Genomic DNA, 23,167 nt, shown 5'->3' with positions numbered 1-23,167 from the left:
TTTAATTACGTTGAAAGCTGATATAAGAGTTGCACTTGTAGGAAATCCAAACACCGGTAAATCAACTCTCTTTAATGTATTAACCGGTTTAAATCAAAAAATAGGAAATTTTCCGGGAGTTACTGTTGATAAAAAAGTTGGATACAGCAAATTGCCGGATGGCCGTGTAGCCGAAATTGTTGACCTGCCCGGCACCTATAGCCTCTATCCAAAAAGCCAGGACGAATCAATCGTATTCTCTGTATTAGCCGACAGGGCAAACCCACTAAGTCCGGATTTAGTCATAATCATTCTTGACGCAACAAACCTTAAAAGAAATTTACTGCTATATAGCCAGGTTGCCGATCTGAAAATACCGGTTATTGTAGCGCTTAACATGATGGACCTTGCCAAAAAAGCAGGAACCATCATTGATGTGAGCTTGTTTTCGAAGAACCTGGGCGTACCCGTTGTGCCTATATCAGCAAGAAAAGCAGAGGGCATTGAGCAACTTAAAACAGCTATATCTTACGCTAATAAAATAGCGCTTCAGGAAGATAGCATAGATGTAAGATCCATAGCCCCGCAATTAATTGAAAGTATAAGTAACGAGCTGGATCTTGATAATCCTTACTTTGCTTTACAGCTTGCGCACCAGCACGAAACTTTAAAATTTCTATCAGCTAAACAATCAGACCGTATTGAGGAGCTGGAAAAGGAACATTCGTTCCACTCGCAAAAAGCACAGGGAGCAGAAACCATTGCCCGCTATAATTTTATTAATGACCTGCTATATGATACGGTTAAAAAACCCGATACCGCCGGCGACGAAACAACAAGCAACAAAATAGATAAGGTACTTACACATAAAATATTTGGCTTTGTTTTGTTTTTTGCCATACTGATGTTTATGTTTCAGGCTATATTTTCGTGGGCGGTTTACCCAATGGAATTAATAGCCGATGCGTTTGTATGGGTGCAAAACACACTGCATCATGTACTGCCAACCGGCCCGCTAACCAGTTTATTGGTTGATGGTATTATTGCCGGCTTAAGTGGTGTAATAGTTTTTATTCCGCAGATAGCTATACTGTTCGCCTTTATATCTATACTGGAAGATACCGGCTATATGTCGCGGGTTACTTTCATGATGGATAAGCTGATGCGGAAGGTTGGCTTAAACGGCAAATCGGTAGTACCATTAATAGGTGGTTTTGCCTGCGCGGTACCATCTATCATGAGTACCCGCACTATTGAGAACTGGAAGGACCGCATGATAACCATTATGGTTACGCCATTGGTAACCTGCTCTGCACGGCTACCGGTTTATACTTTATTGATAGCGCTGGTTGTACCTAATAAAAACGTTTGGTGGTTTTTTAATTTACAGGGATTAGCTTTAACCGGCATGTATGTATTCAGCCTGGTATCAGCAGTGGTGGTTGCGTGGGTATTTAAGTTTATTTTAAAGAGTCGCGAGCGGGGTTACTTTATAATGGAGCTACCCGTTTACCGCTTGCCGCGGTGGAACAATGTAGCGTACGCTGTGTATGAGCGTTGTAAATCGTTTGTTTTGAACGCGGGTAGCGTTATTATAGCGGTATCCATCGTATTATGGGTGATGGCATCCTACGGGCCGGGCAACCGTTTCGAAAAGATAGATCAGAAATATCAACAATCACAATACAAAACAGTAAATGCAGATCAGCTGCAAAAAGATATCGCATCCGAAAAATTGGAAAACTCGTATGCTGGCGTATTTGGTCATGTTATTGAGCCGGTTATCCGTCCGTTAGGTTTCGATTGGAAGATAGGCATCGCCCTCATTACATCATTTGCAGCACGCGAGGTATTTGTAGGCACTATGGCCACCATTTACAGCGTAAACGGCAATGCCGACAATATGCAATCTGTACAACAGAAAATGCATCAGGCCAAAAACACCCAAACCGGGCAGCCCGTATTTACTTTCGCCGTGGCGTTTTCATTGATGATGTTTTATGCCTTTGCCATGCAGTGCGCCAGCACTATAGCCGTAGTTTACCGCGAAACCAAAAGCTGGCGCTGGCCAGCTATACAGTTTGCTTACATGACAGTATTGGCTTATGCGGCGAGTTTTGTGGCGTACCATCTTTTAAGATAAAAACTTACTGAAGCCAAATTAAGTCTTACCTAAATATTTATGTCTTAGCCAATGCCTTATTGGAATATCATAAAAATAAGTTATTAAAAAAGACAATAATAACGTACAGGAAATTGCTATTATGGTTGAATTAATTTCGCCCGTAATATGGTTCAAATAGGCTTTAAGACTCACCCCAAAAGATTGATGAATTAAATATATAGGGTACGAAGCATTACCAAAAGCAATTAAAATTTTCGCTTTTAAAAAACTTAGCTTGTTGCTAATTATCAATGCAAAAACCATATAAAATATTATATTACACATAACGTGTTCATAAATAGTTAAATAGCTATTGATCATAACACTGTTGCTATGAGCTACAGCTGCTTCACAAATAGTAAGTATTAATAATGCCACACGATATGAATTAAAACCCTTTGTGTAGCATATGTAGAAAATTATACCTGCAGCAAAGAATTGAAAATGGCTAAGTAATGGCATTATTGACCTGGTTATAACAAAGAACTTGGTGTACTGGGCATACTCATTACCAGTAATTAAATAAACCCCATTAATGGTTGCAGTAATGACCAAGCCGATTAAAATTAATAATTCAATATTTTTAAACAAGTTAAAAAGCCATAGCAAAAATATTATTATATAAAACGACATTTCAACATATAACGTCCAGTAAACGTCTGCTAAATTAGTAGTATGAAATAAGGGCTGAAACATGGTAATGTTTCCAATCACGAACTTAAGATTATGAGGAAGTGGATGGTCATTAAATAGCTTAATACTAACCACAGCAATAATAATTGAAAGCCAATAAGAGGGGTAGAGACGAATTATTCTTGAAAACCAAAAGTCCTTTATGCTTTTTACATGCGTAAGAGACATGAATATAACGAACCCACTGATTATGAAGAATAAATCTACACCAGTACAGCCGTAACCAAATAAACTAAAATGAAATAAACAAACAGAAATTGCCGCTATTCCCCTTAAGGCATCAATTTCGTATAATCTCTTATGTTGGTTTAATGACCACGGGCTCCGAAAATAATAAAAGTTTTCGACAGTTATAATAACGACTCTGACACATTAAGCCGGGTAGTTACGGTTAGCTTAAAAACCTTACACATTTCCGCTTTTACCTTTCCTTTCAATAAACTATCTTTGGGTTGAGGTAAGAATTGGATAAAGTAAAAGTTTTAGAAAAATATCTTCCGCCTGACGCGGCACCATTGATTGGCCGCTGGATAGATTATTTTAAGTGCGAGTTTAAAATTTCGCGTAATCGCGGCAGCAAGTTTGGCGATTACCGTGCGCCTTTTGATGGCAAAGGACACCGTATCTCTGTTAATTTCGATCTTAACCCCTATGCTTTTTTGGTAACTACCGTGCATGAGTTTGCGCACCTGCACACCTGGAACGAGCACAAGCAAAAAGCAAAACCCCACGGCACCGAATGGAAAAACAACTTCAAAAAAATGATGCAGCCATTTTTTGAAAAAGATGTTTTTCCGGCGGATGTTAAACACGCTATAGTTAGCTATCTGAATAATCCGGCGGCATCCAGTTGCTCTGATCTGACACTGTATCGCTCCCTCCGCAAATATGATGCGCCCAAGGAAGATGTACATACAGTGGAGAAGCTACCTCTGCATGCTGTATTTAAATTAAAGGATGGCCGTATTTTCCGCAAGGAAGAGAAACTGCGCAAACGGTATAAATGTGTGGAGATTAAAACCAAACGTATTTATTTGTTTAGCCCGGTGGCTGAAGTTGAGCTGATTAACGATTAGTTTGTTGATTTTCAAAACTATTCTATATTTGTTGACAGAACCAACAATGCCTAATCCTTATGAAAAAATATAACCTGCTGCTTGCAGCAATAATTACCACCTGTTTATTAAGCTGCGGCAAAGGCGGCTCAACGCCTGCGCCTGATAATACAACAACTACGTACACTGTTTCAACTATTGCGGGCAGCGGGAATAGTGCTGCTCCACCCGCCGATGGTACAGGAGTTAATGCCAGCTTTTATTTTCCTACCAGTATTACAGCCGATCCATCCGGGAATCTTTATGTTGTAGACGGACAGATCAGAAAAGTTACGCCTGCCGGAACAGTTTCAACTTTTGCCGGTGGTACAACCTTCGGATATGTAGATGCAACAGGCACAAATGCTTCTTTTAATAGTATCCAGGGGATCGTTTCCGATGCCTCTGGTAATTTATATGTATGCGATAATGGCAATTACCGAATAAGGAAAATCACTCCTGCCGGAGTAGTAAGTACTTTTGCCGGTAACGGTACAAAAGCTACCGTAGATGGCCCTGCTTCGACAGCATCTTTTTTCGCACCACGATATATAACTATTGACGCATCGGGAAACTTGTATGTTACCGACGCTGGTAGTATTAGAAAAATTACGCCTTCTGGCCTTGTTTCTACCCTAATCAATAACGGTTATTACGATAGAATAGCAGCTGATGTCGCGGGCAATATATATGTTGCTAATGGGTTTAAAATTATCAAAATTACCCCATCGGGAGTAACTTCTGTCTTTGCAGGTTCAATAGATGCGCTAACTTCTGGCTTTGCGGATGGAACCGGAACAAATGCAGTTTTTGGCGGCTTACGTGATATAACGATAGACCCTGCCGGAAATCTATATGTTTTTGATAATGGTAGAATAAGAAAAATCAACCCGGCTGGAGTAACAACAACTCTTGCCGGAACAGGTGTCGCTGGCTATAAAGACGGCGCTGCGTCAAGTGCCCAATTTGCCGACATTGGCGCACTAACAATTGATGCTTCGGGCAATATATATGTGGTAGAAGGCAATAATAAAAGAGTTAGGAAAATTACGAAGCAATAATGAAATTTTTTAAGCAATAGCGACCGAAAGATTAGTTTTGCTAAGTAACTCCAGCAACATGCCCCGATTAATCCTCATCAACCTATTCTTTTTAATCTCCTTATTAGCCATTTTTAAAGCGCCTACCTATCACCTATGGCTATTGGCCGTTTTAGTAACCGAATTCCCCCTGATTTTTGTCGGCGCTACCGCCGTGTTAACCGTGTGGGGTATCTGGGTTCCTAAGTATCAATTAGCGGGGGCCATTATTGGTGTTGCTGCAATCCTGTTGTTTCTTTCGCCAATTATAAGGGCATGCGCGGTAGCAAGTAGTTTAAAGAGTGAGCTTACCACGGCATTTGGCAAGGATAATAATGATAACGCCCAACCATTTAGCCTTGTTAAATTATTTGCAGGTAATACCGTTATCGCCTATAAAACCGTAACTTATGTTACCTATCGGAATACCGCTTTAACCCTCGATTTTTATCCCGCGCAAATCCCCGGAAAACGGCCATGCGTTATTGTAATACATGGCGGCTCATGGAGTACCGGCGATAGTAAACAGGTGCCCGGGCTTAACAGCCACCTTGCAAAATTGGGGTATAATGTTGCGGCTATAAATTACCGCTTATCGCCCGAAAATCACAATCCGGCGGCTGTAGATGATACGCAAGCCGCGTTAAATTACCTGCATGAGCATGCTGATGAACTTAAAATAGACACCAATAACTTTGTGCTGCTGGGCCGGTCGGCAGGTGCGCAAATAGCGTTATTGGCAGCTTATACGTTGCACAATAAAGGCATAAAGGGCGTAATAGATTTTTATGGCCCAGCGGATATGGTTTGGGGATATTCTGCTCCGGCCAGTCGATGGGTTATGGATTCAAGGGCAGTAATGGAAAACTATTTAGGGGGTACATACAAACAGGTTCCGTACAACTATGCGGCAAGCTCGCCTATTGGGTTTGTAAACCGGCAGTCCGTTCCGACGCTAATTATTCATGGGTATAATGATGTGCTGGTGGCCTATGAGCATAGCCGACGCTTGAATGAAAAGCTTCAGCAAAATGGCATTAAACATTATTGGCTAAAACTGCCCTGGGCAACACACGGGTTTGATTATAATTTGAATGGCCCGGGCGGCCAGTTATCAACCTACGCTGTTGATGGCTTTTTAAAAGCGGTTACCCAATAGGCTCATCTCGTTCTAGCTTCTTTAAAACGGCTAAATACTATTAAAGCCACTACGCACAGTACACAGCCGCAAATGCCATTTAAGCGCAATCCGTAATCATTGCCCGGGTCTTTTCCGTAAACTGTTAAAAAAGCAAACAGGGCTATCCCTAATGTTTGCCCAAATTTTACAAACAGGTATTTTACGGCAAAGTACATTCCTTCACGGTTTTCGCCGGTTTGATTGGTATCCTCCTGGGCAATTTCCGCGAGGATGGCATTGGGTAATATCCCCAATGAAGCCAGTGGGAAGGCGGCACATAATACCAGGGTATAGATCTGCACATACGGCGATACCGGGAACTTTCCTAAAAAAAATATCGCCACAAATATTAAACTCAGCAAACCGAAAGAAAACATTACGATGGGCTTTTTCCCCATCTTTTTAGACAAGTAATTAATCAACGGGTAAAACACCAGCGATACCAACACCATAGTTGCCATAAAAACACCCCCGTCTGATTCGGGCAGGCGCAGCAAAACAGTAACAAAATACAATAAGCCGCTTGATATGATGCTTAGTGCCATGTAATACGAAAAATCAGAAATCAGGTAATATTTAAAATTACGGTTACCAAAAGTTTTGCGGATAGCCGGCAATAAAGGCAGATGCGAGGGCTTGCCGCTGGAGTACTTTTTTTCGTTGATATACAGCACCGGTATCAGCATAAATAGTCCGGCTATAACGCTTAGTCCCCAAATGGTGTATTGTACTGCCGAATCGCGGTCAATAACGGTAAAATGTTTTTGCACCAGGTCTGCAAAGTTATTTACCAGTGCCGATAGCATAATGCCAATGATAAAACCCACTTGTTGAAAAGAAGATAGCTTAACTTTTTCGGCGGCGGTATTTGTTAACTCGGGCAACAGGGCATTGTAGGGAATAATATAGGTGGTAGCACCCATAAAGAAAAAGATCATATTAATGGTGAGCCACACGGCATTGTAAACGCTTTCGCCCCTAACCAATGGCGAAAAGGTTAAACAGAAAAAAAACATGGCGGGTAATATGGCCCACTTCATGAAAGGAATGCGCCTGCCATTTGGATGAGTGCTTTTATCGCTCAATGAGGCTATCAACGGATCGTAAACAGCATCAACAAACCGGCCCGAGGCGGCAATTACCGATAACAGGTTAAGCACGCCAAATACAAGCAACTGAGGCACAAATGGTATTAATCCCGAATTTGATGGCGGCAAATAAAAGTACGGCATCATTACGATGATCATATTGGTCATCATGCTCCAGCCTATCATCCCGCAGGTATAGGCCAGTTGTTTTCTGAAAGGAAACCTTGAACCGGGCATCTTATCGCAATATGCTGATAAGTTAGTGAATTTTAGATGAAAAGTGTAGTGCAGCGTTGCAGTAATAACGTCCCTCCGTTTAATTTTTTTCCGCGTGATATTATTATATTTGAATAAAACCATTAACTATGAGCCAGATAAAAAAAGAAGACATCAAACAGGAAGTGTTCGACCTGTATGATGACTACGCCCACAACCGGCTTGACCGGCGTGGATTTGTAGAAAAGCTATCGCTTTATGCTGTTGGCGGATTAACCGTACCCACACTCATGAGTTTCCTGATGCCCGATTATAAAGGCAACGTACAGATCAGGGCCGATGATCCCCGATTGAAATCGGCATACATCAAATACCCTTCGCCAAAAGGCGGCGGAACTATCAAAGCATTGCTATCAGAACCTAAAGATGCTAAAAAGAAATTGGGTGGCATCATTGTAGTTCATGAAAACCGGGGTTTGAACCCATACATTGAAGATGTGGCCAGAAGAGCTGCCCTGGCCGGATTTATTACCCTTGCACCCGATGCGCTTACGCCTCTGGGCGGCTACCCGGGCAATGACGAAGAGGGACGTGCCATGCAAAGCAAAAGAGATCCCAAAGAAATGGAGGAAGATTTTATAGCCGCCTACTACTACCTTAAAAACCACTCGGACTGTAACGGTAAGGTAGGTGTGGTGGGTTTTTGTTATGGTGGCGGCATAGCCAATATGATGGCCGTTAGGATACCCGATCTGGCAGCAGCGGTACCTTTCTATGGCAGTCAGCCTGTAGCCGGGGATGTGCCAAAAATTAAAGCGCCCCTGCTGCTGCACTATGCGTCGCTGGATACCCGAATCACCGGGGGATGGCCGGCCTACGAAGCTGCTTTAAAAGCGAACGGCAAAAAATACCAGGCATTTATTTATGAAAACGTAAATCATGGCTTCCATAACGATACCACACCCCGTTATGACAAAGCCGCCGCAGAACTTGCTTGGAAACGCACGATTGATTTTTTTAATGAGCATTTGAAATAGGCGACGTCGAGAAGGGGCGAAATATCAGAACAGGTCAAATCGCCAACCGTTTTGGCCTGTTCGGCAGTGCACCCGTTTTCCGGAGCAAAACTAATTTAAAGCGCGTAAGACTTGAGCGGCGAGCGGGCTTTTTTCTCCTCGATAGCCTGCAACAGCTGGTCATAGGGCTTATTGAATTTTTCGATGCCCTCGTTTTCCAGTTGCGCGGTAACCTCGTCTATGTTGATCCCAATCTTTTTCAACCGGGCCAAGGTCTGTGCCGCCAGATCCGCGTCCTGCTCCAGGCGGCTTTCGGGATGCCCATGATCCCGGTAGGCTTCCAGCGTTTCCGGGGGAACAGTATTCACCGTTTCCGGACCAATCAGGGCATCCACATATTTAGTATCCGCGAAAGATGGATCCTTAGTGCCGGTGCTGGCCCATAAAACACGCTGTGGCCTGGCACCTTTTTCCTGTAGCTTTTTAAATCGCTCGCTGCCAAACACTTGCTTATAGATCTGGTAAGCCTGTTTAGCGCATGCAATGGCAACCTCGCCCTTTAGCTCGAGGTGTCCTTTAGTTTCCAGCATTTGGTCCACCAGCACATCAATCCTGCTCAGGAAAAAGCTGGCGACCGAGGCGATCTGATCGATGGGATGTCCATCTGCCAAGCGGTCCTCCAGTCCCGATAGGTAAGCGTCGGTGACGGCTTCATAGCGATCCAGGCCGAAAAGCAGCGTAATATTTACATTAATGCCCTCGCAAATGGCCCTGCGGATAGCGGACAGGCCTTCGGCGGTCGCGGGGATTTTGATCATCACGTTTTTTCTATCCACTTTTCGCCAAAGCTCCGTCGCCTGGCGGATTGTCCGGCTGGAATCACGCGCCAGGTGTGGCGAAACTTCCAGGCTGACATAGCCATCCTGGCTCGCCGCAAAAACGGGCCCGAACAGATCGGCCGCCTCCCGGATATCGGTAACTGCCAGCTCGTAAAAAATGGCTTCATTATTTTGATGTTTTTCTGCTACTTCCCATATCTGCTCATCATAATCCGCACTGCCGCTGATGGCTTTTTCAAAGATGGCCGGGTTGGAGGTCATACCCCGCAGGCCGTCTTCCTCGATCAGTTTTTTTAATTCGCCTGAACGGATTAGCTTACGGTCGAGAAAATCCAGCCAAATACTTTGGCCGAATTCATGTATTTGTTTGATATTATTCATTTTCATCATTCAAGATTTTTAAATAGCGGGGCCGGAAGCTCCATCTATAAAACAATTTTAATTCATGTTGGTTTGTGTTTTTTTCTGCCTGTGCGAACAATCAGAAAGCATGTTTATATACAATTTGAAAATTATTAAAACCGTAGTTAATTAGGGTTGTTATTTTTTGTACGCAGGCTTGTGCGGCTCTTGCGTAGTTAAAAAGTTATACCAATGAGAATATTATCAACGTTTGGATCCTTGCTTCTTTTGGAGGAATCCATATTTCTGTCATCTTGTGCAGGAAGTTATTATGAGGCTGATCAATCGGTTGAGCCGGTTTATGAAAGGCCGGTTGCGCCTTATGATGGAGCCGTTTGGATAGATGGCGACTGGACGTGGAGCGGAGGCAGATACGTTTACATACGCGGTCATTGGGACAGGTCAAAGCCCGTTCGTACTTATATACGTGGTTCATTGCAGCACTCGGGCCATGGCTATAGATGGCAACGGGGACATTGGGGGTAAAAACTTGCCTACATAAAGGCCGCTATAAAATAGCATTCTGCTATATTACATTCTTTCCGATACATCTATCAGCAAGCCCATCCTTTTCTTTATTGAATTACCCTGCCGGAATTCCGGCACAACTGGCGTTCATTAATGAGAACCGAATTCGCGCAATTCCCGGTCGGCATCTATAGCATCTCTGCTTAATGCATATGAGGGGGTTGATAAGTAAAAAACATACGAAAAAGAACAACATTTCAAAAATGGAAGAAGTAAAAGCAAATATCATCCGGCTGTTGCAAACCGAGCTGGGAGATAAAAACCGGGTAGCGCCCTACCGCGACAAGGTACTGATTAATATCAGCAAGGCAGATTTTGAGCACCGGTTGGGTACCCTGTTGCAACGGGTCTACCGGCTGATTGAGCAGCATCACCCCGAAAGACCGGATCATTTGGGGATCGTTATCCGTGACGAGGACGCAAGGCACGAAAATGTCTTTAAAATATGGAAATCTGTTTAAATATTCAGCCAGGGAAAACAGGAAAGAACCCACCGAACAGTTCACCATAGAGTTGGTTGCCTCTTCGCTGAAAGTTAAAATACCCGTCGTCTATTAGAATCGGCAGTCATGAAAAAGATTCTCGTGTTGATTGATTTTTCCCGGGCATCGCGTCAGGCAGCGCTTTATGCCGCAGGACTGACACACCAGCTGGAAGCCGATGAATTACTGCTATATCATTCCTATGAGTTTATGCCGCCGGCGGACGCACTTCTGCCGGAACCTCCGAACATGGAACTTTTGCGGTTGGCAAGTCTGGCCGCTTTGACCAAAATGAAAAACGAGTTGCGGACATATGTCAGTGAAAGAACGCAGATTAGTGCCCTAACGGATGACCGGCCACTCCTGACAGCCGCAGCCGCTATTGCGGTAGAACAGCAGGCGGGACTGACGGTGATGGGTGTCACCGGCAAAAGCAAGCTGGAACAAGTCCTGATAGGGAGCAATACGCTACTGATGGCCAGAGAATGTACAACCCCATTATTATTTGTACCCAAGGAGGCCCTCTATAACAAGATCCGCCGGGTGGCCTTTGCCTGCGAGCTCGAAAATGTATCCACTGCTACCCCGGCGGATGCTATCAGGCGCCTGGTCCATACACTGAATGCCCGTTTGCTGATCTTGAATGTGGATACCAAGGACCGGACCCGTTTTACACCGGACACCATCGATGAACAAAACGCATTGCACGAGCTTTGGGACCAGGAAAAGCCAGATTATCATTATCTGATCCATGAAGATATAGCGGAAGGCATTCTGCACTTCATCCGGGAATATGATATACAACTGATGATCGCTGTGCCCCGGCACCATAATTTCTTTGACCGTTTATTTCATGACAGTATTACCCAAAAACTGGCCTTTCATACGTCTGTACCGCTGTTGCTGATCAGGGAAAAGCACCTGCCGGAGTAGCGATTAATAATAAGCATGTACACGTTGGTATACTGTGTACACATTGGCACACCCAAAAATTGCAATGCGCTGAAAATAAACATATCGAAAATTAAGCAGCAGGCGCATGTTTAATATGGTTAAGGAGCTTTAAGTCTGTATTGTTGGCCATACTTCGGCTAGCCTGTTGAAATCCACCTATTAATTCTTGCTGATGGCGAGCACGTTAGTTTTTATTTTATCCAAAAACTATGATAGACTTAATTCCCTTGTCAGTAGCTCGGCGGTAGCTTCAAATGGTTTGGTGGATCACTTTTTCGCAAGAACCTGCGAACACTTTCCGGAAGCTGGCTTCCCGGCCTTTAATTAGCGCAAAAACAAACATGGTGCCTACCGGTTTCTCCGGCGTTTCGCTGCCCCCCTGGAGTGGTGAGCCCGGTAACGGTTACCTGGATATCAGATTCGATGAGTTCCCGCAGGCGATAGGCCATTTCACGGGTGACCTCCAAAGACTCTGGCGTATATTGATCGATAAGTTCCTGCGGCACTTTAAGCAGCTTCACCTTCAGACCGGCATCGTAGCAGGCAATACCTCCTTTTAATATTTTCCCTGATTCTTCGGTCAATGCGAATTCCGAACAAAGCCAGCCGGCCGTGGCGCTTTCCGCGAAAGCGATGGTCAGGCCTTGACGCGCCATTAACTTACTGCAAATACTGATCTTGCTTTCTGCCATTATTACTATAACCTGCAATAGCCGTGAATGGTTTGATTTTTAGCTAAAAGAAACATTTATATGGGCCGGCTGTTTATCCTAAAAAGGAGGAGGTGATGCCTTGGTATAATGGAGATTACCCGCCATCTTACAAGAACCAGCCTAAGAAGCTGCGGGAAAAGGCGGTCGAGATTGCGAACCAGGTCTTAACGGACGGTGCAGATGAAGGAATAGCCATTGCTACCGGATTAAAACGGGCCCGGAAATATTTTGCCGACAAAAAGAAAACGGAAAACAAATAAGCCATGCCATCAGCTATGATCGCCGGTTATAATTATGATGCTTCAACGGAAACGCTGACCGTGCGTTACCATTCTGGTAAAATGTACAACTACCTGAACGTACCGGAAAAAGTTTTTAAAGAAATGCGCGCCACCATGGCGAAGGGCATCTGGTTCAACCAGCATATCAAAGGCAAATATCTCTACGAAGCGGTAACGCCGGGGCTAAATCAAACCAAATTATTGTAAGCTAAACAACAACCTAATAGCTTAAAATAACTAAACGCAATTGATATTACAAAAATCAACACAGAGTTATATTTTTTCGGACTTAACTCTCCATCTTACTTTGTGACTTCTTTGCAGTCTCCTATGTTGAAATCAAATATAGGAGACCGCAAAGGCCAAATATTATTTTGCTGCTGTTTGCTATTTATGCCTTTTGATGCAGCCTGTTTTTATTTGATTGCCGACTTAGCCGATTTTGGCAGCGGGATAGACTCCGGCAAAGGCAATTCTTTTTTAAGCACTTTACCGGCATATCCGGCCAGGTACAAATAATAATCAGATGGTATGCCTTCCTCAAAAGTTACAAACGGGCTTGGGCCTATCGGCGGGTTTTGCGATACCTTCATAATGGCTGTGCCTTCGTCCACTTCGTCAAACATGGCTACATATATCATTTCGGCGCCGTTTTTTATGGCTGCCGATAGTTCATTCCAAAAAAAGTTACCCCTGTTTCTTGGTATAGCATTAAACTTATCTTTTAAATTTAAATTATGCCAGCTAAAGCCCGGGAAACACGTAGGTGCATAATCAATATGGTTTGCTTTGCACCATGCCAGGTCGGCTTTTTCTATTTCATTATATTTTTGGAAGCCGGCATCGTCCTTATACCTCCCTACCGTCCATGGGTGTATAACATCCACCTTTTTTATCAAAGCATGCAGCTCGGGGTTCTTTTCGGTATCGTTACCAAACTCGCGCCAATAGGTAGGTACGCCCAGCATTACCGCGCAATGGCCATATTTCGGATCGTTTTGTAAAAAATCAACAATTTTTGCCATTGTTTTTGTAGTATAATGGCGGCCGCTATCATTAAAGCCTACGCCCCATAGCACTACCAATGGTTTGCCGTTGTGATACAGGTACGGTTGTTTATTGCCCCCATGGGTTATTTTCATACTATCAACCAAATTTTTCCAATCACTTTTAAACAACGGAAGATCCAGCGTATCACGCATGCCCGAAAAATCATACATAACAGCAATGGCACGGTTGTATTTACGGGCGGCTTTAAGCGCGTCGCCCAATACTTTGTTAAAATGGTTACGGGTGTAGCCAGGGTGCGTATTACCAATAAATCGCTGCATAAATACGCCATCAACGCCATATTGTTTCATCCATTTAAAGCGCACATCAGTAGTGGTGTAATCATGGTCGCTGGGTAGCATGGCTACGCTGCCGTCTGCATGGATAAATGGCGTAGGGTACATCTTTTTGTATTCGCTTAGCTCCGGCCATAGATCTATTTTCAAATTTCCCGGACCAAACACGCCCCGTTGCAGATAATGGCCCCAGCCACGATCGGCGCCGTCAGTGGGTGTATCATGCCAGCCCTGATAGCCGGCCATTATTAACCCTTTATAGCTGGTATGTGCCGATGTTTTGCTATGCTTTTTTGTTGAGCAGCCTATGCAGAATAACGCCAACAGTAATATAAGTGCTTTTTTTAACATAATATGGTTAGATAATTGGTTGTGTAATTGGTATACTAATTTAGTTCGCTTTACGCATACCGTATTTATTGTACCATAATCGTTACGATAAAAAGCCCATAAAAAAAGCCCTCGATAAGAGAGCTTTTTTGTTTTAGTAATGACGGCGTACCACAACGTGCCTGCGCTTTACATAGTGGCGTCTGGCCTGATAATGGTGTACCGGGCGTTGAACCACTACCACTCTGTGTTGCGGTGGCGGCGGTGTGCCTATTCGTGCTTTAACTCTGATCTGTGCTTGCGCACTTCCTAAGAAGCAAATTGCCATGATGGCAAACAATAGTGTTTTTACAATTTTCATAGATATGTGTATTTAGTATATTATTTGTTGAGTAATAACCAGCCATAAGGTTTATTTTATTTATGGTTATTTTATTCTCTGCCATTAATAACCTTTAATCGGGGAAGTTGTTCTTTTTTTTCTTCAACCTGTGCATGATGTTGTGTAACACATACGACACCATGCAACACTTATTATGCCGCAGGCACCACCACCGGCTCAACCAGTTGCTTTTTGCGTAATTTTTTTAATTTTTCCCTGTGCAGGTAGCGCCAGTGTAGTAGGCCAATTAATAAAGCTGCTATTCCCTCGCCCATCAGCGTATCGGTTGTGCCTACCCATTTTGATATAGAGCCAACCAGCAAACCGCCCAGGGGTTGCATCCCAAAAAAAGCCATAGCATAAAAACTGATAACACGCCCGCGCATGTTCTGGTCGACCGTCGTTTGTATCAGTGTATTGCTCACCGTAATTTGCGACATCATACCAAACCCCGCGATAGTTACAAACAGCAACGCCAGCGGGTAACTTTGCTCATGCGAAAACAGCACCAGTCCGGCGCCAAATACCAGCGTATTTATAAATAATATCTTTTTCAAATTAGCACCCGGCTTTAGCGAAGCCAGGAATATCGCTCCCGAAAATGCACCCAGACCAATAAAACTGTCTATAATACCAAAGGTTGTTGCGGTGCCTTTAAAAACATCCCGGGCATAGTAGGGTATCAATGTGCTGAAGGGTAATACCATCAAACTTATTAAGGCAAGCATCACCAATACAAATGCGATGGATGGTGTCCGTTTAATATAGGAGAAGCCGTCCTTCAATTCGCCAAATACATTTTTAGGGTGTGGCTTGCTAACATATTTGGGTAGTTTCATCATTAACAACGAACCGATGACCGCTATAAAGCTGATGGCGTTCCCCAAAAAACAGGCACCGTCGCCAAGCCCCTCTAATATTAATCCGGCAATGGCCGGACCAATGAGCCGCGATAGGTTTACCATAGACGAGTTAAGCGCCAATGCATTTGGCAGGTCGCTTTTATCTTCAACCATTTCATATACTAATGATTGCCTTGCCGGCACATCAAACGCATTAATAATGCCCAGCATAACGCTTAGCGCCAGTATCTCCCAAACCTCATAATGCTTAAGCAATATTAAAACAGCTAATAAAATAGCCTGTATCATAGAGGCCACCTGTGTAGCCAGCAAAACGCGGTAACGATTGTAGCGATCAGACACAACGCCGCCCAACAGCGAAAGTAAAAATGAGGGAAACTGGCTGCAAAAAAGCGTTAGTCCCAGCATGAAGGTAGAGTGACTAAGCGAATAGATAACCCAGCTTACCGCTGTTTTTTGCATCCATGTGCCAATTAATGAAACGGATTGGCCCGTAAAGTATAACCTGAAATTGCGGCTCTTAAAAGCCCTGAAGGTGTTGATATTCATGTATAAAATCCTTGATCCTTTTTAAGTGTAAACCTATTTGCAGATCATTCAAAGTCGACTAATTTTGTTAATGGCCCGATGGCTTTTTTTAATAATTCCTGCTCCTCTTTTGTACAGGTTGTCTGGATTGCTTTGGTGAGCCATTGGTCGCGCTCATTGCGTACCTGCAACAGCGTCTGTTCGCCTTTTTCTGTTAAGGTGATCAGCACTTTTCGTTTATCAATAGCTGATGCGGTACGGGTGATATAATTCAACTCAAACAAATGAGCCAATATGCCCGACATAGATTGATTGGTGATCTTTTCCATTGCCGCCAATTCACTCGGTAGCATTTCTTTGTGCTGCAATAATAAAAAAAGCACCGAGCGCTCTGTAAGGGAGAGCTGCTGTCCGGTGGTAGACTCTTTTCGAAGCTTTTTAATTAAGCGGCCTACCACGGTGCGTAGGTCTGAAACAAATTCTAAGTTTTTGTTATCCATTATTGTAAGACAAACTAATAAGTTTACCTTACAAAGGTAAGGTGTTGCTCAGGCAAAAATGACATGTTAAGGTAATTTTGCAAACCTATTTATAGTAGTTTCTTGTTGTGTATCCTACCGGTACAATAGTGGTTTGGTGTATTAAAAAAAAGATGTAGTGTTTCACAAAAAAATGAAACGCATGAAACACTTTTTTAGGTTAACCTATTGATAAATAGCAACTTGACAAAATGAGTGAAACACTTTGAAACAGTACAAGCACTTTAGGCAAACATATATAAATAGCTTACAATAAGCACTTTATGCTATTTTGTTGATTTTTGCAAATTCAGGGTGAAACACCTGATGAAACACTTTTTTTTTAAAAAAACAGTACTATTTCTTTTTCTTTGGCGGCATCATCCCCGGCCGTTTTTTTACCGGCGATATAGATTTGGTTATGGTTGTTCCCTTAGGCGCTTTGGTTAAGTCTTTCGCTTTATCAACCGAAAACGCATAAGCATCGGCCATTAGCTTTTTTATGTAATCTTGCGGCAGATCCTCTTTTTCTTTGATAATGATGTAGCGATACTGGCTGCCGTTACCTAATAAAATTTTTTCGGGATCGGCAATTTTTGATCCCCAGTAAAACCCAAAGTGCACATACTTATCATTAAACACAGCAATAGAGCAAAAGGTATCGCCCAATATATGAGACGGCGACCAGCCAAAGGCCAGGGCGTTATAGTTATCATAGATCAACTCATTGCATTCGGGATAAAGGTCCCACACAAAATCGCGCAGCCATAGGGTTAACTCCTGTATCCTTGGGGTGAACGGGCGCAGAAATAATAAGAGGTCGGCATTATCTTCTCTTGCCATTATGTTTAAATATAATAATAAAACAGGCCAGAAATGGGCATACGGGTGGTTAATAACATAAATATAAGCAATTCATCTAATTTGTTACCTATCAGCTTCTTATTTTCCTTATATTAGTTTCCCGATTTAACATTTAACGCATAATTTATTATACTTTTTGCGTTTAAATATTAAATACCGGTATTTTAATGATGGCAATTTATGACCCAATCAGAAAACTACGATATACTGATCGCTAAGATCAATACTTTTACCAGGAAGTTTTATTTAAACAACCTGTTAAGGGGATTGATATTTTTGGGCGCGGGCCTGTTTTCGGCTTACGTAGTTATTACGCTGAGCGAGTATTTTGGCAATTTCAATTCGTTTTTTCGCAGTGTTTTATTTTATGGTTTTATCCTGCTTAACCTGGGTTTATTATGCTGGCTGGTTATCCCGTCATTATTGGCATGGCTTCAACTGAGCAAAACCCTAACGCATGATGAAGCCGCCGAAATTATAGGCAAACATTTTAGCGATGTAAATGATAAACTGTTGAATACGCTGCAGCTTAAAAAACTTGCCGGCGAGGATGCCCTGCACCGCGAACTCATAGAAGCCGGCATCGACCAAAAGATTCAAAACTTAAAGCCGGTACGTTTTCCGTCTGCTATCAACATAAAAGAAAATTCTAAATACCTTAAATGGATACTAACCCCTATAGCTATAATAATTATTATTGGCCTGGCGGCTCCATCAATTTTAACAGAAAGCACTAAAAAGATCATCCGCCATAACGAATATTTTGCACCCGTGGCGCCGTTTCAGTTTGTAGTGTTGAACCAAAGGCTATCGGCTGTACAAGGCGAGGACCTGAAATTGGAGCTAAAATTGCAAGGCAACCAGCTTCCGGCTGATGTTTATGTAGAAACCGCCAATAATACCTTTAAGCTTGACAAGGAAAATGTAAGCAAGTTTCATTACCTGTTTACCAATCTGCAACAAAATACATCGTTCCGGTTGGTGGGCAATGGTTTTATATCTGCTCCTTATGAAATTAAGGTTAATCTGCGCCCGTCATTATTACATTTTGATGTAGAGCTGCAATATCCGGCTTACCTGCATAAAAAAACAGAGGCCTTACCCAATGCCGGCGACCTGACCATCCCTGCCGGCACAACTGTTGCCTGGAAGTTTCATACGCAAAATGCAACAGGTTTAATGTTCGAAATGAACGATAGTAAACTTTCCTTAGCCCCGGTTAGCAATGATCTTTTTGAGCATAACGAACGGATTATTAAGCCGTCGGCCTATAAATTAAGCCCGGTAAACGCTGTTGTTACACAAAGTGATTCGGCCTCATACCGCATTAATATTGTTGCTGATGAGCCGCCATCTATTGATGTGCAGGAAAAACCGGATTCCGTTAGCATGCGCGCTTTTTACTTTAATGGTAAAATACAGGACGATCATGGCTTTACTTCATTAACCTTTCATTATAAAGTTGGCGCAGCCGGCGACAAAAGCAATGAACATGAAATTGTTAAATCGGTTAAGGCCGATCTGAATCAAACATTAGCAGATTTCTTTTATTTCTGGAATTTGAAGGAACTGGGCATAAAACCCGGCGACCAGGTAACCTATTTTTTCGAGGTAGCCGATAATGATGGGGTAAGCGGCCCAAAAAAAGCACGCACGCCCGAGCGCACGCTGAATGTACCCGATGCGCAAGCATTAAGAGATGAATTAAATTCGGGCACTACCGGTGTTAAGCAAAAAATGCAATCGGCTATTAAACTGGCCGACCAAATAGAGCGCGACTCGAAAAAGCTTGATCAGGTTTTATTAAATAAAAACAATCTTTCTTTCGATGAAAAAAAACAGGTGGAAGACTTGTTGCAAAAACGGAAAGAATTAGATGAATTGGTTAAACAAATACAGGAAGAGAATAAAAGGAACCTGTATAACCGCCGCGAAAACGAACCCCAAAACAAGGAGTTGTTAGCAGAACAAAAACAAATAGAGGACCTGTTAAATAACGTACTTGATCCTAAAACCAAAGAGCTGTTGCAAAAACTACAGCAATTATTGCAGCAGGATCAAAAGGATGGCACGCGTAATGAACTATCAAAAATGCAGATGGATAATAAGTCTCTTAAAAAAGAGCTTGACCGAATGCTTAACTTATATAAAAAGCTGGAGTTTGATCAAAAGCTAAATCAACACATTAACCAGTTAAAACAGCTGGCAGAGAAACAACAGAAATTAAGTGACGAAACCCAGCAGCCCGAGTCAGACAAGGACCGGTTACAGCAACAGCAGCAAAACCTGAACAAGGAGTTTGAAAATTTAGAAAAATCACTAAAGGACCTGGATAAAAATACCGACCAGGCGGCCAAACAAGATTTTAAAAACCCGGAGGCCGACGAGAAAAACATTGAAGATCAGATGAACCAAAGTTCAGATCAGTTATCAAAGAATAATAAATCAAAAGCGTCGCAATCGCAAAAACAATCTGCCAATCAAATGCAGCAGCTTGCCCAAAAAATGGAGCAGGAACAGCAGGAACAGGATGAAAAAGAAACCGAAGTTGATGCCCGGCAGCTACGCGAATTATTAAAGAGTTTGATAAACAGCTCGTTCGACCAGGAAAAGGTGATGCAAACACTGAGAAACACCAGCCAGGCCGACCCCAATTATATTACATTGGCTCAAAGTCAAAAAAACATAAAGGATAATTTGAAAACCGCCGAAGACAGCCTATTTTCGCTGAGCAAACGTATACCGCAAATACAATCAACCGTTAACCGCGAAATTACAGCAATAAATAGCCACGTTGATGCATCGCTGGAGTATTTGGGAGACAGACGCACCGCCGAGGCTAACCGCGACCAACAGTATGCTATGACATCCATGAACAACCTGGCATTAATGTTAAGCGATGCGCTTGCACAATTGCAGGCCAAAATGAATGCTAAAGGCGGCAAGGGAAAATCGAAGCAAATGTCGGTTTCGCAATTACGGCAAATGCAGGAAAAACTAACGCAGAACATGCAAAAAATGCGCGATCAAATGCAGCAACAGGGCAATACGCCACAGGGGCAAAGCCAGCGAGGGCAAATGAGCGAACAGCTGGCTAAAATGGCTCGTGAGCAGCAAATGATACGCCAATCATTGCAACAAATTAATAATGAACAAAGCAAAGAGGGCGGCTCGGGCGTGAAGGATGCTGATAAAATATCGCAGCAAATGGAACAAACTGAGAGGGATCTCGTAAACAGGAGAATAACAGATGAAGCGTTGAAACGTCAGCAGCAAATACAGACCCGACTTTTGGAAGCCGAGAAGGCCGAACAGGAGCGGGAGCAGGATAAGCAACGCGAAAGCCATGTGGGTAGGGATTTGCCGCCAGGCTACATAAAAGCGTTACAAGACTACCAACAAGTAAAACAAAAACAGACTGAACAGGTTAGAACTGTGTCCCCGGCGCTAAATTTGTATTATAAACAGAAAATAAAATCTTATTTTGACCAACTTAATTCAAAATGATAATGGAGCAAGCGCCTATTCAAACCACTGACCTATATACTTTACAGCTACCGTCTGCACGGGAGAGTGTAACCTTATTGGAAAATTTGATAGAAGAAATTGCCGATAAATATCAGATTAGTGATGACATTTTTGCTAACATGATGACTTGTTTAAATGAAGTTGTTATTAATGCAATTATACATGGCAATAAATTAGACCCAAATAAAAAGGTTATTGTAAATGTTGAGGTTGATGCCAAACGTACTATTTGGACCATTACCGATGAAGGTGAAGGATTTGACTATGTTCACCTGGCAGATCCAACAGCCGAGGAAAACTTAGAAAAATTAACCGGCCGCGGCGTGTTTATAGTTAAGCATCTGGCAGATCAATGCGTGTTTAATACAAAAGGCAACGAGGTTGAACTGCTATTTAAATTATAATGCCGGCTATACAGTTTTTTGAAGAGGATATAACCTACACGCTAAAAAACAAAACCAAAATACGGCAGTGGATAAATCAAACCATCGTTGCCGAAGGTTTTACCTTACAGGAGCTTGTTTTTGTATTTTGTTCGGATGCATATTTGCTGAAGATTAATCAGAAATATTTGGATCATGACACCTATACCGATATTATTACGTTTGATAATTCGGTAGACAAGGGTGAGATAAGAGGGGATATTTTTATTTCTATACCCCGCATCCGCGAAAATGCTGCCGGCTTTAGCGTGTCTGTAACTGATGAATTAGACCGTGTAATTATACATGGCGTATTACACTTATTGGGCTATAAAGACAAAACCCCTGCTGCTAAGAAAAAAATGACAGAAAAAGAAGACTACTATCTTGGAAAACGGCCTTTTTAATCTTTAATTTTACTTAAAATATTTATCTCCCAACTAATTATAAAACGAAATGAAAACAATAGCATTAATATTCGCCCTGTTGTTTGTAACGAGCGCGTCATCAGTTTATGACTTTAAATTGAAAACCATTGATGGTAAAAACTTCTCGCTGTTAAAATACAAAGGCAAAAAATTATTGATCGTTAACACCGCTTCAAAATGCGGGTTTACCCCACAGTATAAAGAATTGGAGAAGCTTGCAGAGCTTTATAAAGATAAAGTAGTAGTAGTAGGTTTCCCGGCTAATAATTTTGGCGGACAAGAGCCGGGCACTAATCAGGATATTAAATCATTTTGCCATGATAATTTTTCAGTTACTTTCCCAATGAGCGGCAAGGTGAGCGTATTAGGTTTGGATATTGATCCATTATTCCAATATTTAACCAGCGCGGAAAACCCTGATTTTACCGGCGACATTAAATGGAACTTCGAGAAATTCTTGATAGATGAAAATGGCAAGCTAATACACCGTTACCGTTCAAAGGTTACTCCTTTAGATCCGGCTATTACCAGCCAGCTTTAAGCTTAACAAACTAAACAAAAAAGACTAACCAAATGTGGTTAGTCTTTTTTGTTTACTAATGACTGGTTGCTCCACATTTTTTTAAAAGAAAAGTTGTTTACATATACTTCATCATATCCCAAACCATTTCATAGCTTTCATTAATTGTTTTTTCACGCAAAGCGGGAGTGAATTCAGCAGATGTAAGATAGTGGTAAATGCCATACACCTGGCCATTAAATAATGCGATGATAAGTTCTGGATCTTGCTGTTTCAGCAATTTTCTTTTTATGCCTTCTTCAATAAAATTCTCATATATTATTGTCTGTTGTTTCAACACCTGCTTTGGAACTACAGCTAAATGCGGAGAAAAATTGAATTGCTGGATATAATAAAATTTATCCGGATTGCTAAGCGCCCAATGAACCGAGTGGATAAAAATATCCCTGAATTTGTCTGTTATAAAGCCCGAGCCGGTTATAATTGGCAATATATAGTTAGCCTGCTCTTCTTTTAATTGATTATAAAGGGCAACTATTAATTCTTCTTTTGTTTTATAGTGGTAAAACAAAGTACCGTTTGCAACCGCAGCTTCTATTGCTATTTTAGCAGTTGGGGTTCCGTCAAAACCATTCGCTACAAATAAACGCAGTGCGGCAGATAGGATTTGTTGTTTCTTGTCCAATTTACAAACTGATTAATCAGTCTAAATATAAACAATTAATCCCAT

General features: G+C 42.3%; 24 protein-coding genes. 14 read left to right on the top strand and 10 right to left on the bottom strand.

Translation table 11 applies throughout. The features are described from left to right. Positions 1–10 precede the first annotated feature (10 nt). Positions 11–2,122, top strand: coding sequence for a ferrous iron transport protein B (gene feoB, locus JWP71_RS15305; RefSeq protein ID WP_299501703.1), 2,112 nt, complete (start codon positions 11–13; stop codon positions 2,120–2,122). 18 nt (positions 2,123–2,140) lie between these two features. On the opposite strand, the gene JWP71_RS15300 is transcribed toward feoB, so the two are convergent. Next, positions 2,141–3,121, bottom strand: coding sequence for an acyltransferase (locus JWP71_RS15300; protein ID WP_299501748.1), 981 nt, complete (start codon positions 3,119–3,121; stop codon positions 2,141–2,143). Between the two features lie 179 nt (positions 3,122–3,300). On the opposite strand from JWP71_RS15300, the gene JWP71_RS15295 reads away from it, so the two are divergent. Genes JWP71_RS15295 through JWP71_RS15285 form a run of 3 tightly spaced genes read left to right on the top strand, consistent with a single transcriptional unit; the run spans position 3,301 to position 6,168 of the window. Continuing rightward, a complete protein-coding gene (locus JWP71_RS15295) occupies positions 3,301–3,912 on the top strand; it encodes a SprT-like domain-containing protein (RefSeq protein WP_299501702.1) in 612 nt (203 codons plus the stop codon). 59 nt (positions 3,913–3,971) lie between these two features. Then, complete coding sequence (locus tag JWP71_RS15290) at positions 3,972–4,991, top strand: hypothetical protein (protein ID WP_299501700.1); 1,020 nt, start codon at positions 3,972–3,974, stop codon at positions 4,989–4,991. Between the two features lie 58 nt (positions 4,992–5,049). After that, complete coding sequence (locus JWP71_RS15285) at positions 5,050–6,168, top strand: alpha/beta hydrolase (RefSeq protein ID WP_299501698.1); 1,119 nt, start codon at positions 5,050–5,052, stop codon at positions 6,166–6,168. Between the two features lie 2 nt (positions 6,169–6,170). On the opposite strand, the gene JWP71_RS15280 is transcribed toward JWP71_RS15285, so the two are convergent. After that, entirely contained in the window at positions 6,171–7,514 is a 1,344-nt protein-coding gene (locus tag JWP71_RS15280; RefSeq protein ID WP_299501696.1) for an MFS transporter, read from the bottom strand. Between the two features lie 128 nt (positions 7,515–7,642). Between JWP71_RS15280 and JWP71_RS15275 the strand changes: the two genes are divergently transcribed. Further along, entirely contained in the window at positions 7,643–8,530 is an 888-nt protein-coding gene (locus JWP71_RS15275) for a dienelactone hydrolase family protein (protein ID WP_299501694.1), read from the top strand. Positions 8,531–8,625: 95 nt separating this feature from the next. On the opposite strand, the gene tal is transcribed toward JWP71_RS15275, so the two are convergent. Next, a complete protein-coding gene (gene tal / locus JWP71_RS15270; protein ID WP_299501691.1) occupies positions 8,626–9,738 on the bottom strand; it encodes a transaldolase in 1,113 nt (370 codons plus the stop codon). Positions 9,739–9,942: 204 nt separating this feature from the next. On the opposite strand from tal, the gene JWP71_RS15265 reads away from it, so the two are divergent. From JWP71_RS15265 to JWP71_RS15255, 3 genes are all read left to right on the top strand, one after another. After that, entirely contained in the window at positions 9,943–10,236 is a 294-nt protein-coding gene (locus JWP71_RS15265) for a hypothetical protein (RefSeq protein ID WP_299501689.1), read from the top strand. 188 nt (positions 10,237–10,424) lie between these two features. Continuing rightward, entirely contained in the window at positions 10,425–10,739 is a 315-nt protein-coding gene (locus tag JWP71_RS15260; RefSeq protein ID WP_299501686.1) for a hypothetical protein, read from the top strand. A gap of 108 nt (positions 10,740–10,847) precedes the next feature. Next, on the top strand, positions 10,848–11,693 hold the full coding sequence (locus JWP71_RS15255; protein ID WP_299501684.1) for a universal stress protein: 846 nt from the start codon (positions 10,848–10,850) through the stop codon (positions 11,691–11,693). 341 nt (positions 11,694–12,034) lie between these two features. Here the strand turns inward: JWP71_RS15255 and JWP71_RS15250 are convergent, their stop codons facing one another. Further along, entirely contained in the window at positions 12,035–12,406 is a 372-nt protein-coding gene (locus JWP71_RS15250; protein WP_299501681.1) for a nicotinamide-nucleotide amidohydrolase family protein, read from the bottom strand. Between the two features lie 95 nt (positions 12,407–12,501). Here JWP71_RS15250 and JWP71_RS15245 point away from each other — a divergent pair, with 95 nt between their 5' ends. Next, entirely contained in the window at positions 12,502–12,687 is a 186-nt protein-coding gene (locus tag JWP71_RS15245; RefSeq protein ID WP_299501678.1) for a hypothetical protein, read from the top strand. Positions 12,688–12,690: 3 nt separating this feature from the next. Further along, a complete protein-coding gene (locus JWP71_RS15240) occupies positions 12,691–12,915 on the top strand; it encodes a KTSC domain-containing protein (RefSeq protein WP_299501675.1) in 225 nt (74 codons plus the stop codon). A gap of 209 nt (positions 12,916–13,124) precedes the next feature. On the opposite strand, the gene JWP71_RS15235 is transcribed toward JWP71_RS15240, so the two are convergent. From JWP71_RS15235 to JWP71_RS15215, 5 genes are all read right to left on the bottom strand, one after another. Then, complete coding sequence (locus tag JWP71_RS15235; RefSeq protein WP_299501672.1) at positions 13,125–14,405, bottom strand: glycoside hydrolase family 71/99-like protein; 1,281 nt, start codon at positions 14,403–14,405, stop codon at positions 13,125–13,127. A gap of 133 nt (positions 14,406–14,538) precedes the next feature. After that, positions 14,539–14,712, bottom strand: coding sequence for a hypothetical protein (locus JWP71_RS15230; RefSeq protein WP_299501670.1), 174 nt, complete (start codon positions 14,710–14,712; stop codon positions 14,539–14,541). Between the two features lie 206 nt (positions 14,713–14,918). Next, complete coding sequence (locus JWP71_RS15225; RefSeq protein ID WP_299501668.1) at positions 14,919–16,178, bottom strand: MFS transporter; 1,260 nt, start codon at positions 16,176–16,178, stop codon at positions 14,919–14,921. Between the two features lie 44 nt (positions 16,179–16,222). After that, positions 16,223–16,657 carry a MarR family transcriptional regulator gene (locus JWP71_RS15220; RefSeq protein WP_299501666.1) on the bottom strand — a complete coding sequence of 145 codons (435 nt, stop codon included), beginning with the start codon at positions 16,655–16,657 and terminating at the stop codon, positions 16,223–16,225. A gap of 375 nt (positions 16,658–17,032) precedes the next feature. Next, positions 17,033–17,518 carry a DUF1801 domain-containing protein gene (locus tag JWP71_RS15215; RefSeq protein ID WP_299501665.1) on the bottom strand — a complete coding sequence of 162 codons (486 nt, stop codon included), beginning with the start codon at positions 17,516–17,518 and terminating at the stop codon, positions 17,033–17,035. A gap of 201 nt (positions 17,519–17,719) precedes the next feature. On the opposite strand from JWP71_RS15215, the gene JWP71_RS15210 reads away from it, so the two are divergent. The 4 genes from JWP71_RS15210 to JWP71_RS15195 are packed head-to-tail and all read left to right on the top strand — an operon-like array spanning position 17,720 to position 22,458. After that, the gene (locus tag JWP71_RS15210; RefSeq protein WP_299501663.1) at positions 17,720–21,046 is read left to right on the top strand and encodes a DUF4175 family protein; all 3,327 of its coding nucleotides are present in this window, start codon (positions 17,720–17,722) and stop codon (positions 21,044–21,046) included. Beyond that, positions 21,043–21,471 carry an ATP-binding protein gene (locus JWP71_RS15205; RefSeq protein WP_299501661.1) on the top strand — a complete coding sequence of 143 codons (429 nt, stop codon included), beginning with the start codon at positions 21,043–21,045 and terminating at the stop codon, positions 21,469–21,471. Before JWP71_RS15210 ends, JWP71_RS15205 begins: the two co-directional genes overlap by 4 nt. Further along, the gene (ybeY, locus tag JWP71_RS15200) at positions 21,471–21,896 is read left to right on the top strand and encodes an rRNA maturation RNase YbeY (RefSeq protein ID WP_299501658.1); all 426 of its coding nucleotides are present in this window, start codon (positions 21,471–21,473) and stop codon (positions 21,894–21,896) included. The genes JWP71_RS15205 and ybeY overlap by 1 nt, the downstream gene beginning before the upstream one ends. A 49-nt stretch (positions 21,897–21,945) precedes the next feature. Further along, positions 21,946–22,458, top strand: a complete 513-nt coding sequence (locus JWP71_RS15195; RefSeq protein ID WP_299501656.1) for a glutathione peroxidase — start codon at positions 21,946–21,948, stop codon at positions 22,456–22,458. A 97-nt stretch (positions 22,459–22,555) separates the two neighbouring features. Here the strand turns inward: JWP71_RS15195 and JWP71_RS15190 are convergent, their stop codons facing one another. After that, positions 22,556–23,122, bottom strand: coding sequence for a TetR/AcrR family transcriptional regulator (locus tag JWP71_RS15190; protein ID WP_299501654.1), 567 nt, complete (start codon positions 23,120–23,122; stop codon positions 22,556–22,558). Positions 23,123–23,167 lie beyond the last annotated feature (45 nt).

It is taken from the genome of Mucilaginibacter sp., assembly GCF_028287845.1.
Lineage (GTDB): Bacteria > Bacteroidota > Bacteroidia > Sphingobacteriales > Sphingobacteriaceae > Mucilaginibacter.
The sequence above is the reverse complement of the archived record's forward strand: the minus strand, read 5'-3'. Positions and strand labels throughout refer to the sequence as shown.